The sequence below is a fragment of the Enterococcus sp. AZ040 genome, assembly GCF_050499185.1.
Taxonomy (GTDB): Bacteria; Bacillota; Bacilli; order Lactobacillales; family Enterococcaceae; genus Enterococcus_D; species Enterococcus_D entomosocium.
Genome location: NZ_JBMHEW010000001.1, coordinates 1,654,836 through 1,670,190, shown reverse-complemented (window position 1 = coordinate 1,670,190; position 15,355 = coordinate 1,654,836). Strand labels below are relative to the sequence as shown.

Annotated in this window: 15 protein-coding genes and 1 other RNA gene; 3 read left to right on the top strand and 13 right to left on the bottom strand. The window is 41.4% G+C overall.

The annotated features are described in order from the left end of the window. Positions 1–23: 23 nt before the first annotated feature. A complete protein-coding gene (locus IGK63_RS07700; RefSeq protein ID WP_016611742.1) occupies positions 24–1,187 on the bottom strand; it encodes a VanZ family protein in 1,164 nt (387 codons plus the stop codon). 93 nt (positions 1,188–1,280) lie between these two features. Between IGK63_RS07700 and IGK63_RS07695 the strand changes: the two genes are divergently transcribed. Further along, positions 1,281–1,607 carry a hypothetical protein gene (locus IGK63_RS07695; protein WP_005236019.1) on the top strand — a complete coding sequence of 109 codons (327 nt, stop codon included), beginning with the start codon at positions 1,281–1,283 and terminating at the stop codon, positions 1,605–1,607. A gap of 158 nt (positions 1,608–1,765) precedes the next feature. Here IGK63_RS07695 and IGK63_RS07690 read toward each other — a convergent pair whose 3' ends face one another. From IGK63_RS07690 to IGK63_RS07655, 8 genes are all read right to left on the bottom strand, one after another. Continuing rightward, on the bottom strand, positions 1,766–1,999 hold the full coding sequence (locus tag IGK63_RS07690) for a hypothetical protein (RefSeq protein ID WP_005236021.1): 234 nt from the start codon (positions 1,997–1,999) through the stop codon (positions 1,766–1,768). Beyond that, complete coding sequence (locus tag IGK63_RS07685; RefSeq protein WP_005236023.1) at positions 1,996–2,376, bottom strand: hypothetical protein; 381 nt, start codon at positions 2,374–2,376, stop codon at positions 1,996–1,998. The genes IGK63_RS07690 and IGK63_RS07685 overlap by 4 nt, the downstream gene beginning before the upstream one ends. An 83-nt stretch (positions 2,377–2,459) precedes the next feature. Further along, positions 2,460–3,119: an HD domain-containing protein gene (locus IGK63_RS07680; RefSeq protein ID WP_016611741.1), complete on the bottom strand. Its 660-nt coding sequence runs from the start codon at positions 3,117–3,119 to the stop codon at positions 2,460–2,462. A 147-nt stretch (positions 3,120–3,266) separates the two neighbouring features. Further along, the gene (locus IGK63_RS07675) at positions 3,267–4,781 is read right to left on the bottom strand and encodes a carboxypeptidase M32 (protein ID WP_005236028.1); all 1,515 of its coding nucleotides are present in this window, start codon (positions 4,779–4,781) and stop codon (positions 3,267–3,269) included. Beyond that, positions 4,778–5,941 carry a THUMP domain-containing class I SAM-dependent RNA methyltransferase gene (locus tag IGK63_RS07670; protein ID WP_016611739.1) on the bottom strand — a complete coding sequence of 388 codons (1,164 nt, stop codon included), beginning with the start codon at positions 5,939–5,941 and terminating at the stop codon, positions 4,778–4,780. Before IGK63_RS07670 ends, IGK63_RS07675 begins: the two co-directional genes overlap by 4 nt. 66 nt (positions 5,942–6,007) lie before the next feature. Then, positions 6,008–6,373: RNase P RNA component class B (rnpB, locus tag IGK63_RS07665), an RNA gene on the bottom strand. Between the two features lie 19 nt (positions 6,374–6,392). Further along, positions 6,393–6,803 carry a cell division regulator GpsB gene (gpsB, locus tag IGK63_RS07660; protein WP_005226142.1) on the bottom strand — a complete coding sequence of 137 codons (411 nt, stop codon included), beginning with the start codon at positions 6,801–6,803 and terminating at the stop codon, positions 6,393–6,395. Positions 6,804–6,874: 71 nt separating this feature from the next. Then, complete coding sequence (locus tag IGK63_RS07655; protein ID WP_008379834.1) at positions 6,875–7,420, bottom strand: DUF1273 domain-containing protein; 546 nt, start codon at positions 7,418–7,420, stop codon at positions 6,875–6,877. Positions 7,421–7,490: 70 nt separating this feature from the next. Here IGK63_RS07655 and recU point away from each other — a divergent pair, with 70 nt between their 5' ends. Continuing rightward, a complete protein-coding gene (gene recU, locus IGK63_RS07650) occupies positions 7,491–8,129 on the top strand; it encodes a Holliday junction resolvase RecU (RefSeq protein ID WP_008379833.1) in 639 nt (212 codons plus the stop codon). After that, positions 8,119–10,440 (top strand): PBP1A family penicillin-binding protein, encoded by a 2,322-nt coding sequence (locus IGK63_RS07645; protein ID WP_034872636.1) that lies wholly within the window; start codon positions 8,119–8,121, stop codon positions 10,438–10,440. Before recU ends, IGK63_RS07645 begins: the two co-directional genes overlap by 11 nt. Positions 10,441–10,516: 76 nt before the next feature. Here IGK63_RS07645 and IGK63_RS07640 read toward each other — a convergent pair whose 3' ends face one another. The 4 genes from IGK63_RS07640 to IGK63_RS07625 all read right to left on the bottom strand — a co-directional run bounded on the left by IGK63_RS07640 (position 10,517) and on the right by IGK63_RS07625 (position 15,238). Beyond that, entirely contained in the window at positions 10,517–11,716 is a 1,200-nt protein-coding gene (locus tag IGK63_RS07640; RefSeq protein WP_016611736.1) for a hypothetical protein, read from the bottom strand. Continuing rightward, on the bottom strand, positions 11,716–12,567 hold the full coding sequence (locus IGK63_RS07635) for a hypothetical protein (protein WP_254910584.1): 852 nt from the start codon (positions 12,565–12,567) through the stop codon (positions 11,716–11,718). Before IGK63_RS07635 ends, IGK63_RS07640 begins: the two co-directional genes overlap by 1 nt. A gap of 121 nt (positions 12,568–12,688) precedes the next feature. Next, positions 12,689–13,168 (bottom strand): signal peptidase I, encoded by a 480-nt coding sequence (lepB, locus tag IGK63_RS07630; protein WP_015509748.1) that lies wholly within the window; start codon positions 13,166–13,168, stop codon positions 12,689–12,691. Positions 13,169–13,186: 18 nt separating this feature from the next. Beyond that, positions 13,187–15,238, bottom strand: coding sequence for a glucosaminidase domain-containing protein (locus IGK63_RS07625; RefSeq protein ID WP_429972470.1), 2,052 nt, complete (start codon positions 15,236–15,238; stop codon positions 13,187–13,189). Between the last annotated feature and the right edge of the window lie 117 nt (positions 15,239–15,355).

Here is a 15,355-nt window from a genome sequence, read left to right as displayed (position 1 = left end):
ATAGCATATGTTGCCTTGATTTCCTAACTTTCTTTTGTCACGGGTTTTGGATCAATCGTGCTAATTGTATACGTTGCACTGCGGCGTTCATAGAAAAAGCGGCTTTCTTTTTTTATTGCAGCCCAAAAGAGATTCATGTAAAAGCCAAACTGGATCAAGCCAAAAATGACCACCATCAATAAACTGACGACCAGAAGCAGCGTATTATCCGAATCAAGAAACGGTGCAAAAAAGATGTTGACCCGACTGATGCTGGCATAAATCAGATAAAACAAACCATAACGTTTCAATAACGCAGCCAAGCTGACCCTCTGACGGGCTTCTTGCATGATTTTGATTCGTACGAGTTTTTTTCCAATCGTTTGTCCTTTGGCAAGATAAGCAAACAACACAAAGTACAGTAATACTTCAAGAGCAAAGTACCAATAGTCCCCACTAAAGTCCCTTACCGTCTGTTGAGTAAGCAAACGAACAGCGATCACCACAATGAAACTGACCACATTCAGTATTCCCCAATCGATCAACCAAGCAAATATCCTTCGTGTTACGGTTACCCGAGTACCTTTGGCGTATGAATCGGCATCCATCTCTTCTCTTGATGGCAATAAGAACGTAAATAGCGGGGCAATGCTCCACCCCAACAATCCTCCTAGTGTATTGACAAAGAGATCATTAACATCAAATAAGCGATAAGGATGGGGATAAATAAAATAAAGTCCTGTCAGCTGAGTCAATTCAAAAAACAACGTCAGACAAAACGTAATCGCCAGCGTTTTCAGAAAAGAACACTTGAAGTAATAACGTAAGTAAACGCCGAAAGGCAAGGTCAACAATAAATTAAAGAGTGGTTCGAGAAAGACCCCCTGCTTCATGGCAGGAAGATAGGTTTGCGGGTCGTGGATATTTAAGACCGTCTGTTGGACAAAATGGTGCCAGGATGCTCCTAGCTGCAATTCCATCTTAGGACCAGTCATATGAGCTACCTCTTCAATCGAGGGCAATGGCAAAATAACTAAAAAATAGGCGCATAATAAATAGAAGACAAACGAATAAAGAACCAGTGCACGAGAAAAGATAAAACGACCGTATTTTCGATATTGGATAACAAAAAAAATCATTGATATCGCCAATGCTAGAAATGGAAAAACCAGCAGAGCAACCTTTATTGGGGTAATATAAGCGGACATAAAGAACTCCTTCACGTTTTATTTTTATCTTACACGCTATTTCCCAAAACGTAAATTTTGGAGTATCATAAAAGAAAAGGAGGTTAAAAAACCATGTTAAATCCCTATTTTGCCTTTGGCGTACCGGCATTCCTTTTGGTTTTATATGTAGCTTTTGCTCTTTTTCGCCGGTCTTCCGATATACCCTACTTAGGATTTGCCCTATTCATCATTGCTGGTTTTCTGACTGGATTTAGTTTACAAGTCATTCAACAAGCCATCAATGAAGTGGAGAAAACTTCTCTTGAACACGTGCAAGAAACCCACCTTTACTCGCCCTACTTATTAGCGATTCCATTGATTGTGGGCATTCTTTTACTTATTCTCAACTTGATTCGCGGCTATCTAAAAGTCAAAAACGTTCGTCTGCGGACAAAATAAAAGCAACCTACCTAGAAATACGAAATGATCCTGTTCCTCTTAATGGGAAATGAGATCGCTTCGTATTTTTTTTGGTAAGCTGCCTAGATTGCTAAACCCCTTCAAAAGATCCAACCACCACTCCCGTAGTAAAACAGTTTATCAACCACAAAAAGCGTTTATTCGTCGGCTAGTTCTTCATCCAGGTCTGTCTCTGACGTATCAGCAAAAGATTCTTTTACATCATCATTGACTTGTTCCAATAAATATTGCCAGTCACTATTCGACACAACCACCACATCGATATTCTTTTCTTCATCGATCAGCTCGAGATTCGAAACATCCTCTCCTAACTGCTGGAATAGGTCAATCAATGTTTTGTCTTGGAGTGTTACGTATTCAGTCCGTTTCATTCTTCTTCCCCCCATGAATCAAAAAATTCATAAAACAAGATATCGAAACTAGTAAGATCGGTCATCTTTTGTAAAGTAGATAGATCTAAACGAATAAACGCTTTTTCCACTAATAAATAATGGTTTTCTTCCAACGCTTCTTCGATAAATGGTAAAATCTCTTCCTCGTCCCCTAATGTCTCACTAGAGATTTGTTCGATTTGATCAAACAAGCGATCATCTTGCAACAAAAAGAATTGATCGTCGTAAAGATAGACTGCGATTTGATATTGCCGGATGGGTAGCTCAGCCCGAATGACAAAAAAGCATTCCCCTGAATTGGAAATCGCTGGCAATAGTTCACTCGGTTGTAATGCCTGTTGGTAGTACATTTCCATCCCTCCTTTGTACTTACTATTATAAAGAACAATAAAGGAAAAAGGAAATAATCGAATTTCAGTTTAAAAAACTCTAAACAAAGTTAGACATCCCATTCTGCATAGAATTCTTCTAAAAAATCCTTCATGAAAACCACACGTCGCTGAGCTTCTTTTTTGCCATAATCCGTGGTCATCTTTTCAGGAAGCAAAAATAGTTTTTCATAAAAATGATTGATCACCGTCGTCCCTTTTCGGTAATCCTCATGATTTTGAAACGTCTTTGGGGCTAAGTCACTGACATGGATCGGGTGTTGATGACTGCCACCAAAATAGCTCGTCCGTAAAATACCGATCGCACCTAAAGCATCGAGACGATCTGCATCACGAACGACGCGGCCTTCTACTGAGACAACTTGTGCGCCTTGCAAAAGTTCTTTTGAAAAAGACAGATTTTCGATAATAGAAAAAATTTCTTTCGTTTGTGCTTCACTTGCCCCTGCTGCGGTCAAACAAACTCGCACTTCGGCATAAGCCGCTGTGACATCCGCCACAACTTTATCATCCACCGTATCATGCAAGTAAGCTGCCGCCTGTACGACAAAACGATCAACCGCCAATTCGTCGGCATCGATGATAGCTTGACTTAAGCCCGCCACCCGTTTGACATGATCAAACCCATGTCCTGTGTAATCATTCCCCAAAATATTTTCGGCATAGGCAATTACTTTGCTAAGATCGGTAACATTGTTTTCTTCCTTCATCTTTCTCCTTCTTTCGATACGAAAGCAGCAAGCCTTCCTTTTTTCAGTGGTTATCGATACAAAAGGAAAAGAAGTTCAACAAAACGAGCACCCCACGAAACAGTTAGGGCGGCAACGTCTTGCGAAGCTTCTTTTCACTCGTTTCTTTTAAGCGAAATCTTGCGTCTCGCTGATTTTATAGACACTAAAATAGATCTTACGTAAATAGTCTAATAGATATTGAGGATTCAATAATTCATCCGTTGCATCTAAAATCAATTCATTTGGTTTCTTTGATGCCCCATATTGATGGATATTTTCAGTCAGCCATTTACGAATCGGTGAATAATCATCTGAAGCCAACACTTCATCGACATTGATTTCTTTTTCCATCGCATGCAGTAATTGCGCGGCATACATATACCCTAACGCATAGGATGGGAAATAACCAAAGCTGGAACCTGACCAATGAACATCTTGTAAGATTCCTTCAAGGTCATTCTCTGGACGAATCCCTAAATATTCCTCGTATTTGTCATTCCAGATTTTCGGCAGTTCATCGATCGATACTGTTTCGTTAAAGATCATTTTTTCGATCTCGTAACGAATAATGATATGGATTACGTAAGTCAAACTGTCAGCTTCAATACGGATCAAGCTGGCTTTAGAATGCTTCAAAGAATCATAGAAGGTGTCAAAAGACACATCATCAAACGAGCCTTCCGCACATTCTTGGAAAAATGGGTATTGCTTGGCCCAGAAATTGCGATTACTGCCGATAATGATTTCATTAAAAAGCGATTGAGATTCGTGGATCCCCATAGACGCTCCTTCATGAACCGGTGTTCCTTCGTATTTTTCGTCAATATTTTGCTCGTACATTCCATGTCCGGCTTCATGAATTACACCGAATAGTCCCATTGAAAAATCGTTTTCGCTCCAACGAGTAGTCAAACGCACATCGTTGTGATTGATCCCCGTAGCAAATGGGTGGACCGTATTATCCAAGCGGCCGCGAGAAAAGTCATAGCCTAAGTCGGCAATCACTTTTGAGATAAATTTACGTTGCTGCGCTTCGGTCATCTTACGTGACAGGATCGAAGTATCTGGTGCTGTTCCTTTTTCAGCCAATTGACGACGAATATCCATGATACCGTCTCTCACTTGTGAGAAAACATTATCCAAGATCTCAACCGTCATATTTGGTTCGTATTGGTTTAACAACACATCATAGTTTGTCAGCTCATTCTTCTTCCAATAAGGAATCAATTCTTTCGTCAAGCGAATATTTTCAGAAAGTGCGTCTTTAAATAAAGAAAAATCTTTTTCTTTACGGGCTTTGAGCCAAGCAGTATGTGCTTTTGACGTTGCTGCGGAAGCCGCCATCGCCAACTCATTTGGTACATCTTTTTGCAATTCATACTCTTCTTTGACTAGCTGATAAGCCGCTTTCCCAACTTCTGATAATTCTTCTGGGTGTTTCCCAAAATAGCTGATTGCTTCTTGGATCGGCTCTCCAATTTTTTTGTCAAAATAGAGGCCATATAAATAGCTGTCAACTTCCGCCCGGTAATCACTGGCTTTTTCTGGCATCCCCGTTTGATTGTCCCAGCCTAAGATCCCCATTGCTTGTTGTAATAGATCGATTTCTTTTAATTCTTTCAGAAATTCTTGTTCTTTCATTCAGCAAACTCCTTTTTGCGTGGCGGACGTTGTCCCCAGTATTGGAAGAGATCGGTACGAATCGCACCGTTGTATAATTTGCGTTTTTTTGTCGCTTTTTCGCCGTAATGGGTCTCAAAAGTCAAGTCACTGGTCAAAAAGTATTTACTCCAGGTTTTAAGCGATCGAAACACTTGGCCCATTTCTTGATACAGTCGCTGAACAGACTCTTCTTCTCCTAAGCGTTCGCCATAAGGAGGGTTAGCCACAACGACACCATACTCTTTTTCTGTTTTAAAGTCTTTAACAGCTTGTTGTTTGAAGGTGATCGAGTCTCCTAGACCGATTTCTTCCGCATTCCGGCGGGCGATCTCAATCATTCGACCATTGATATCCGAACCGGTAATATCTAATTCGACATCATAATCTGCTGCTTCATCTGCTTCTTTCCGTACTTTTTCAAATACTTCTGCTGGGAACCAATCCCACGTTTCGCAAACAAATTCCCGATTAAATCCAGGGGCGATATTATGGCCGATCAAAGCTGCTTCAATACACAATGTGCCTGATCCACAAACGGGATCGACAAAAGGCTTGTCTTTGTACCAATTTGTCAGCATCACTAAAGCCGCAGCCATGTTTTCTTTCAGAGGTGCGCCCCCTTTTTCTAAACGATAGCCGCGTTTAAACAAACTAGGGCCAGTCGTATCCAATGTGATCATCGCATGGTCTTTCAATAAAGCGACTTCTAATTGGAAAAAAGCGCCAGTTTCAGTCAGCGGCACACTTGCCGGACGATGATATACTTCTCTTAAGCGATTGACGATTGCTTTTTTGGTAATCGCTTGGCAGTCAGGTACACTATACAATTTTGATTTGATTGATTTTCCGGCTACTGGAAATTCAGCGTCTAACGGTAAAAAGTCTTCCCACGGTAACGCTTTAACTTCTTCAAACAGCTGATCGAAAGTCAATACGTCAAATTCCCCAACGACGATTTTGATACGGTCGGCTGTACGGAGCCACAAGTTCGCGGTAGCAATGGTCTCCATTGTCCCTTTAAAGCGCGCTCGGCCGTTTTCAACCTCACACTCGATCCCTAAATCCCGTAATTCTTTGCCCACTAGTGCTTCTAAACCGCTCGCAGCGGTGGCAATACAATTAAATGTTTTTTCAGTCATAACGCTCTCCTTCTTGGTATAAAAAAACCTTCCGTTGCTGGAAGGATTCCCTGATAGGTTGTGATTTTCTATAAGCCATGTTTTGTCCGTATTTTCCTCAGGGAGAAGAAAACACTGGGTAATTATCTATCTGCAATTACTTGCCTTCTTGCTCCGTTCATTTCCGTGCAAAAAGTGCCCCTACCATTGTTTGGGTTGCTCGCTCGAGGGGTTTACCGCGTTCCACCAAGACGGTTTCCCGGCTTGCTTCGTCACTGTGGCACTTTCAAGGATACTTTGGCATAGCTTGCACCTTAGCCATTTTTCCTGCCGTTACTTTCTCAAGTACCCTAGCTTATGGTTTCGCTAGGCACGAACACTACAAGCGTCTCAGCTTGTGCGAGCATGGACTTTCCTCAGCATAATCGAGTTATGCCGCAATTACCCGAAAATCACAACTATCTTTTCTACATTAGAATTGACGGGTTTTTTCGTTGTCGTCTTCAAAATCAGCATTTGTATAGTTGCTGTTGTATGAAGAAGAACGAGTGACAGGTTCTGATTCACGATCAAGCTTTTTGCCAAACACTTCTTTTTCAAGATTAGACAAACGTTTTAAAATATCAAAATTTGTGACTGTTTGGCTTTTCGGTGCTTCTTGTTGAACACGAGAAGCGATTGCTTGGTTTTTCGACAATTGATCGATTTTCGCTGTCAGACGATCGTTTTCTTCTTGCAGGGCTAAGATCTCTTTATTGTAGCTTTCGTAGTCTTTAATGATATTATCTAAAAACTCGTCCACTTCCACTGGATCATATCCACGCATTTTTGTTTTGAATTCTTGTTGCAGAATATCTTTTGGACTATAAATTAAATTTGCCATTATTTACACCTCATTGTTTATTCCAAATGGTTTTCACTTTCTAGACCATTCTATCAAAAAATATACGAAAATCAAAGTAAATTACTATCAAATGTTGCGTTTTGTAAATCATCCATTGTTATTTGATGAATAAAGTAGGGATTTTGCTCACTATAGGCTTTCGCATCTCTTAAGAAATAATTAGGTTTTCCTGGAAATTCGTCATCATATAACACAAGTGCACCTTCAGTATGCTCCAGTAAAAACGCTGTGTGATTTCTTAATTGACTGGGGTCTTGGTAAGGCTTATGGCTGGTGGCATTGACATAATCAGCAAATGACTTCGCTGTTTGCAGTGCCTGTTGATTCGTTTCGTTCCAATTTTCACCAAACCCTTCAAAAGGAAAAATAATTCCTAGTTTCAGTTCCGGGTATGTTTGTTTTAATTGTTCAATGGCTTCGGCACACCACAGCTCTGCTCCAAGATTCCCGCTGATCAAGAGCCATTCTAGCCCTTCTTCGACATAATTGGTCAATGCCGACATTATTACTTTCTTAATAACTGCAATCTTGGGATCTTTTGCTTGAAAGACACCTAATTCATAATTACGATAGCCAGTAAAGTATAAGGTTTTCATTGTTTCTCTGGTCATCTCTTTTCTTTCCAAACGACTTTTTGGTATAATGTTGCCTAGGAGTGTGAACAACATGGTTATTCGTTACCCGAATGGACAATCTACTACCTATGATGACGGCAAAAAACAAAAAATGCAAGAAAAACTAATAAAGCCAAAAACGTATGCCAATCGTGGGATGCGTTTTGAAGAAGCGATCAATGAAAGCAACCTTTATTATTTAAATCGCAAACTTGCGGTCATTCATAAGAAACCGACACCAGTTCAAATCGTCAAGGTAGATTATCCGAGAAGAAGCGCCGCCGTAATTAAAGAAGCCTACTTTCGAGAGGCCTCTACCACCGATTACAATGGGGTTTATCAAGGGCAATATATCGACTTTGAAGCGAAAGAGACTCAAAACAAAACGTCATTTCCCTTTAAAAATTTTCATCCACACCAAATCAAGCATATGGAAGACTGTTTGGAACAAGCGGGATTATGTTTTGTTCTTTTATGGTTTTCTAGTCTACAACGCTGCTTTTTTCTAGATAGCAAGTGCTTAGTTTCTCAGTGGCACCTGCAAAAGGAAACTGGAAAAAAATCAATGACGTTGGCCTATATCGAAACCAATGGGATCGAAATCATCCCCACTATTGCGCCGCGTATTCCCTATTTAAAAGCAGTTGATCAATTTTTAACGATGAAGGAGAATGATGAGTATGGCAAATGAATCACAATCGAGGACCTCTCGGCATGATTCTAAGAAAGGCACTGCTAAAAAAGCACCAAAGCCCCCTAAAGCCAAAGGCAAACGAAGTATTGGGAGTATTATTTTAAAAGTGTTTATGGGCCTATTTTTCTTAGGCTGTATCGGGATTTTATCAGGAATGGGGCTGTTTTGGTGGTACGCCAAAGATGCACCAGCACTTGATGAAACACGTTTGGATTCGACTGTTTCTTCGCGCTTTTATGCCTCCAACGGTGAATTGATCACTGAATTCGGAAGTGAAACGAGAGAAAAAATCACCGCAAGTGAGATTCCCCAACTGCTGGAAGATGCGATCGTCTCTGTCGAAGATCGTCGGTTCTATCAGCATATCGGGGTCGATCCGATCCGAATCGTTGGTTCTGCATTATCCAATGCCACAACCGGCGGTATGCAAGGCGGAAGTACGTTGACTCAGCAATTGATCAAGCTGTCCTTCTTTTCTACCAGCGCCGAAGATCAAACGTTACGAAGAAAAGCACAAGAAGCTTGGATGGCGGTTCGGCTTGAACAAACCAAATCAAAGCAGGAAATTTTGACTTACTATATTAATAAGGTATATATGTCCAACGGGGTTTATGGAATGCAAACAGCTGCTATGAAGTTTTACGGCAAACCTTTGGCTGAACTAGACCTAGCGCAAACCGCTTTGATTGCTGGTTTACCAAATGCCCCTTCTGCGTTTGATCCTTTCGCTCATCCTGATAATGCGAAAAGTCGTCGAGATGTGGTTTTAGGCGCAATGCTTGAAAACGAGAAAATCACGCAAGCGGAATATGATGCGGCCGTTGCCGAAGATATTCAAGAAGGATTGCAAGAAAACCCTCGAGAAAACCAAGAGTGGAAATACTTTGATAATTACTTCAACGAAGTGATCGCAGAAGTTAAAGAAAAAACCGGCAAAGATGTTTATACCGATGGCTTAGATATTTACACCAATGTCGATATCGATGCGCAAAAACGGTTATATGACATCGTCAACAGCGATGATTATGTTAATTATCCAGACGATAAGATGCAGGTTGCCGCTACTTTAGTTGATGTCAATACGGGCAAAGTCACGGCTCAAATTGGTGCCCGCAACGTTGATGACGTTCTAGCAAACAACCTGGCTGTCAACGTCGCTCGGGACTTTGGATCGACCGTTAAACCGATCACAGACTACGGCCCTGCCTTCCAATTTCTACAAGACTCTACCGGTAGAATGATTTTAGATGAACCTTATACTTATAAAGGAACCGATATTCCTGTGTACAACTGGGATCGCCAATATATGGGCAATATCACGCTTCGAACTGCTTTAGCAGAATCCAGAAATGTACCAGCAGTGAAATTGTTTGATGAAGTTGGAGCGGATAATATCGCCGACTTTCTTAGCGGGTTGGGTATCGAATACCACACGATTACTCAATCTAATGCGATTTCTAGCAATACGGATAAATTAGATGGCACAAAATATGGGATCTCCAGCCTGAAAATGGCCGCTGCTTATGCTGCGTTTTCAAACGGTGGAACCTATTATGAACCTCAGTACGTCAACAAAATCGTCATGCAAGATGGGACCGAAGATGAAGAATCCTTTAAAGTTGATGGTCAAGAAGCAATGGATGATACGACGGCTTATATGGTGACCGATATTTTGAAAGATGTTATTTCTGTCGGTACTGGAACCAATGCGCAAATCGATGGGTTATACCAAGCAGGGAAAACGGGAACTTCCAATTACACCGATGACCAGCTAGCACAACTGGATACATCAAACGGTGCTTATCCGGATATTACTTTTGCCGGCTATACTCCCTCCTATTCATTGGCGGTATGGACCGGATACAACGACAAAATGACACCGATCACTGATAGCAGTACCCATGTGGCTTCAGATGTCTATCGTGAATTGATGCGCTATGTTTCTGCTTCTGTAGAAAACACGGACTGGACAATGCCAGATGGACTGACACGGATCGGAAGAGAGCTTTATCTTGAAGGGACATACACGCAGCCAAGCTATTCAGCACCAAGTTCGTCCAGCAGTAGTTCGTACGTTGAACCGACGACACCTTCTACAGAAAGTAGTGAAGCAACACCATCAAGTACAACAGAATCATCAAGCGAAGTGACACCCCCAGTGACAACACCTGATGAGGATGATTCATCTTCGGTCGTTACACCTCCTGCTTCTAGTCAGGATCCTGGCTCAACAACGCCTTCCAGCAGTGAAGAAAATCCTTCCTCACCGCCGGATCCACCAGAACCAAATGATGGTAACTCCGAATAACTGAGAATAGTGAAAAACAGTAGATCAGATTTTGATCTACTGTTTTTTTTAATAACGACCATATAAATGTAGAAGCTTACTTTTCAAGCTCTTCAAAAAGCAATTTTTTATCTGAAAGCTGATAAACTTGATTATGCAGATCGTCAAACAAATGAATCACATTTTCTTTTGTCTCGTTCACTTCAAAAAGAATCTCCTTGGCACGATCATGAATGCCATCGATTCGCATTTCTGTCGTACGGATCATTCGTTCAGATTCGATCTTCGCTTCTTGAATCGTGCGATTTGCTTTTCTTCTAGCAAAGACTAAAACCTCACTGATTTCTGTTTGGAACTGCTCGTTTTCGATTTGTAGGGTTGCATTTTCTTCCCGTAGTGCTTCGATCTTCGCCTGAAGCTCTGCGACTTCTTCATTTGATTCGCTAGCTGAAACTTTTGCTGCAAGCTCTTCTTTTTCTGCCAATTGCTGTTTCAAATCAGCAATTACTTCTTGCAACTGCTGGATTTCTTGCCGCTTCAACGTCCATTCAGCGCGTTCCTTTTCGTAATTTTGTTTCTCTTTTTGCTCTTTTTCTTGCTGAACAGCTAACTTAGCTTCTAATTGCTGGATCTTTGCTTCAAGTTTTTCTGTATCTACTTTTCTAAGCTGTTCTTCTAGGTCTTTGACTTTCTTATTCGCTTCTACTAGCGAAGCTTTTAATTCTTTTGCCTCTGCTTCTTGTTGAGCCACTACCTTCTGCTGTTTTTTTAACTGTTTTTTTTCTTCCTGTAGTTGCTCGTTTTCTAAAATCAATTCTTTAATTTCAAAAGATAAATTTTCAATCATATGATCCTTTTCTTGTTCTTCCGACTCTTGCTTATGTGTCTGGTTTATACTCAATTCTTTCTCCATACGTTCTCCTTTATCTTCAACGAGTTGACTATCCTTGGCGTGGTTATCACGGTTCCCAGAGGATTTTTGCTGCACTGCTATCTTTTTGACACTTTGATCTGTCTGTTGATCAACAGACACTCTTTGGTGAGAAATCGGTTTTGCTAAAGTCTGTGCGACAGGTTTCGCTGTTTCTTTCTGGGTTTTAGGGGGTTCATTGTCCGCTTGTCGATTGGTTCCTTTCTCTTTTTTTTCAGGCGTAGCCTTTGCGGACCCTTGATCCTCAATGATTCCCTCTTCTTGATTTGTCTCCTCAAATTCATTCAGCTCTCCTATGGATAATTGATTTACTTCATCCATTAGCTTTTGGACAGAAAACAAACCTTTGTTTTTCTTTTTCATCATTAATTTTTCACACTGCCTTTTTGTTCATTTGTATTGATCGTTTCACTTTGATCCGTTTGAGGAGTAGAGGATATGCTTTCGCTCCCCTCGTTATTAGCTACTTCTTGAGCGTCAGTGTTTGGAAAGCTGCGTTCTAAAAGGGTCCAAACTCCATTCTCGTCACGAATGATCGTCTGCTCAAAGGACTGATCAGAATCCTTGGAAAATTGAACAGAGAAGGTTCCTTGGGTGATCAAGGGAACGTTCTGCATATCATGGAGTAGACGAGAAAAATTTTCTTCCCATCCGTTTAAGTCATCAATTGATGGTAATTTGCTAGATAGAACAATCGAGATTTCTTGCAAGGGCTGATCAACAAAAATCATCGCTACGGTGCGACCTAGATATGGTGATAACTGATAGGCCAACTCATATTCAGCTGCAAACTGTGCTTCACGATCATTGGATACGAGTAAATGCTCCCAATCAATCGCTTCAAAAGCAAAGCCGTTCTCAGGATAAGCAAAAATCGGCATACGCATCCATTCCGTTTGCTCAGTTCTTAGCGCGAAGACTTCCTCTTTCAATTGACTAGTTTCTTCTTGCAGCCTTTGCAAATGAATGCCGCCTGTCAGCTGAAAAACTGTTAGTAGCAAGACACTTACGATTATGGCACTACTGCAGCCCAATACAATTAGCAGGTGCCCACTGCGCAGGTTGTGCTTAAATAAACGCAGTTTCCTTTTGGCTAAAGCATCTGACGACAGCTGCTTTTCAACTTTTCTTAATAAATATTCTCGATACAATCGCCAACCGATGATACTACCTGCTCCAATGGCAAGCAGTATCATCCCAATATAGATAAAAATCACAGTCTCTTCCTTCCATCAAAACTAAAATTCGTTTTATTCATCCCTTTTGATACAAACTTAGTCTCGTTGATATGTTGCAAGAAATGAATCATCGCAAACTTCCTTTCAAGAAGCTGATGTGTCAGAAGAACGTGGTCACCACACCATAAAAGGTTTTACTTGAAATGATTCCAAATTCTCTACTATCACTTGAAGTGAGCAGTGCATCGCCAACGACAAAGTACTCATCTTCTTTGAGGTACCCCCGAATCGGCAACGCCTCAACGGCTTCATCCTTCACAGTGATCATAAATGAAAAATCAAAGTCAGTATCCTCCGCCCCAATCAACAAACGCTCCTGTGTACGAACGAAGGAATCCCCCGGCACACCAATCACTCTCTTGATCAAAAATTTCCCTTCCTGTTCGAAAGCGATCAGCTGATAGCGATTTGGCTGGCGCTTTTTATGGATCAGCACAACTTGTCGATCCTCGATCGTCGGCAGCATGGACGTTCCTCTGACTAACGCCAGTCGATACGGCTGAAGAAACGCAATAAGCAAAAGGACCATCAAAAAGATACCGCTGATAGGAAGACCTATTTGTCTATGCCTTTTACTCATATTGCCAGCCCTCCATCCTTATTTTGGCATAATATATGAAACACTTGATGAGTGCGCCAATTCATTGCTGATCACGCGATAAGAGATTGTGGTTCCACCATAGACATTTCCTTCTGAAACCAAAATACCATTTGGACCAACGGCTTCAACAAAAGCGACATGCCCATAACGAGGATCAGATCCAGCTGTTCCAGGTGCAAAAGAGATCATACTGCCTGCTTTAGGTGTTTGACTGACGTTGTAACCTAAACGTCGTCCGGTATTGCCCCATTGACCACCATTTCCCATGTAGTCATCTACTTGACCGCCTAATTGACTCACGCGATTGAACACATACCAAGTACATTGTCCAACAGGATACGAACCAGAAAGATTGTAGTCACGACCGTTGTATTCTCGAAATGTCATGAGGGAGCGATACTCTTCTGGAATTTGTTCTTTTCCTTGGATAAACAAGCCTGTTTCTGTTGCGATCACTTGGTCATATTGCGTCAATCCATAGACCGCAATCAGTGAATTGATTTTTTTACTATATTTAACATCGGTCGCATAAGTGCCCGTCAAAGCATCTGCTGCCCGAAGATAGTTTTTTGATTCAGAGCGCCACACGTCTTGATAAAAGGTTGGATTTCCAGTGATTCCTCCGCGAATCAATTTGACATAATCAGCCATGGAATCTCGATAACTTGAATAGGAACGAAAGGCGGCTTGAATTTGGAATAGTTCTCCGTTGCCTTTATCTTCCATTGTTGGTAAAGTCACGCTGTTTCCTTGATAACTGCCTTTGATCCCAAAAAGGTTATAATGGGGACTGCTGGAAAGCCCGCTGTCGCCACTGCCGCTTTCAAGGATCGCTTGCGCGATCAATACAGAAGCAAAGACATCGTATTCTTGCCCTAAGCTTTGGGCTTCTTGTGCCAATGTTTCAATAAACGTCTGGGTCTTTTGATTCACTGTAAATTCGTAAGGGGCTGGATATTCAGTAACTAGCTTTTCGCCATATGTAGCCAATTCAGGATTTGATAGCCGTCTGATCGATAGCAGCTCTTCGATAGAAACCCGCTGAACTTCGATGGCAGTTTTCGTTGGCTCTTCTTGATTTGTCACTAAACTTGCTTGGTAACCATCTGCGAGGTAGATACCGATTAACTTATTTGCGTCATATAAAAGATCCCCCGGTTGTAATTGTTCAACCTGCTGTTCTTTTTCTATCCAGCTAGCTTCTCCTTTTATAACCGCTTTGATCCGTTCATTGATCCATTCGTCCATCGTCAATGGTTCTTCTAGTTCACCAATTTGCCCGATGATCTCGTAGACGAATGCCGCTTGCCATTGCGCATCATAATCAGCTAATATCGGCAAGGTGAAATCTAACAGATTCGAATCTGCGATCTTTGCTGCCCGAAAACTCTCTGGTAAATCAATGGTACGTCCATCATAAAAAGAATTTTTCAAGTGAGAAGTAGCATCTGGTGATTGAACGACAGGGTTTATTACTTGCTCAGGTGCAATAATCGGAGGTGTTTTCGGCTCCTCTTTTTTTGCATTTTCAGTATTTTCGTTGCTCTCAGTTGAAATTTCATTTTCTTTTGGTGCCAATGACTCATCAATCAAGTCGGTCTCTTTTGGCTTGTTCTCTGTTTCTACTTCTAGATCGTCCGTTTCAGCATCTATTTTTTCCTCTTCCTCGGAAGGTTCCGCGGACTCTGATTCCTCTAGTTCGGTCGTTTCCGATGACTCGGTCGTTTGCGTTGAGTCTGCTTCTTCAGACGAATCAAGAGATTCTACAACGGTATCTGCTGTTTCTGAATCCATAAGCGGCTCATTTGATTCGGAGGATAACTCGGTCGAGCCCTCCGTTTGCTCTTTGCTGACGTCTTCTTGACTCTCTTGGGCTTCTGCTGCCGATGAATCTTGGTCATCAAGTTGCTGTTCGACATTTGTATTTTCTGAATAGTTATCAGGCTGAGGGCTTTCTTTCGCCAGTAATACGGGAGAAACAAAAAGTTGGCTTGCTAAAATCCCAGCACTGAATAATGTTAAATATGACTTCTTTTTTCTACTCTTCATACAGTTTCCTTTCTCTTGTTTCAGCCGGCATCCTTGGTTTTGATCAAAACCTGACGAACTGATTCAAAGTTGCTTGAATAGTTTTTGCACGAGTTTAGGTGAACTCTGTATCTTCGC

Coding starts and splice junctions, on each gene's coding strand:
- IGK63_RS07685 (WP_005236023.1), bottom strand. CDS start 2,376: ATGGAAATGTACTACCAACAGGCATTACAACCGAGTGAACTATTGCCA.
- IGK63_RS07675 (WP_005236028.1), bottom strand. CDS start 4,781: ATGAAAGAACAAGAATTTCTGAAAGAATTAAAAGAAATCGATCTATTA.
- IGK63_RS07655 (WP_008379834.1), bottom strand. CDS start 7,420: ATGAAAACCTTATACTTTACTGGCTATCGTAATTATGAATTAGGTGTC.
- IGK63_RS07700 (WP_016611742.1), bottom strand. CDS start 1,187: ATGTCCGCTTATATTACCCCAATAAAGGTTGCTCTGCTGGTTTTTCCA.
- lepB (WP_015509748.1), bottom strand. CDS start 13,168: ATGAGTAAAAGGCATAGACAAATAGGTCTTCCTATCAGCGGTATCTTT.
- gpsB (WP_005226142.1), bottom strand. CDS start 6,803: ATGGCAAATTTAATTTATAGTCCAAAAGATATTCTGCAACAAGAATTC.
- IGK63_RS07645 (WP_034872636.1), top strand. CDS start 8,119: ATGGCAAATGAATCACAATCGAGGACCTCTCGGCATGATTCTAAGAAA.
- IGK63_RS07670 (WP_016611739.1), bottom strand. CDS start 5,941: ATGACTGAAAAAACATTTAATTGTATTGCCACCGCTGCGAGCGGTTTA.
- IGK63_RS07695 (WP_005236019.1), top strand. CDS start 1,281: ATGTTAAATCCCTATTTTGCCTTTGGCGTACCGGCATTCCTTTTGGTT.
- recU (WP_008379833.1), top strand. CDS start 7,491: ATGGTTATTCGTTACCCGAATGGACAATCTACTACCTATGATGACGGC.
- IGK63_RS07640 (WP_016611736.1), bottom strand. CDS start 11,716: ATGATGAAAAAGAAAAACAAAGGTTTGTTTTCTGTCCAAAAGCTAATG.
- IGK63_RS07680 (WP_016611741.1), bottom strand. CDS start 3,119: ATGAAGGAAGAAAACAATGTTACCGATCTTAGCAAAGTAATTGCCTAT.
- IGK63_RS07690 (WP_005236021.1), bottom strand. CDS start 1,999: ATGAAACGGACTGAATACGTAACACTCCAAGACAAAACATTGATTGAC.
- IGK63_RS07625 (WP_429972470.1), bottom strand. CDS start 15,238: ATGAAGAGTAGAAAAAAGAAGTCATATTTAACATTATTCAGTGCTGGG.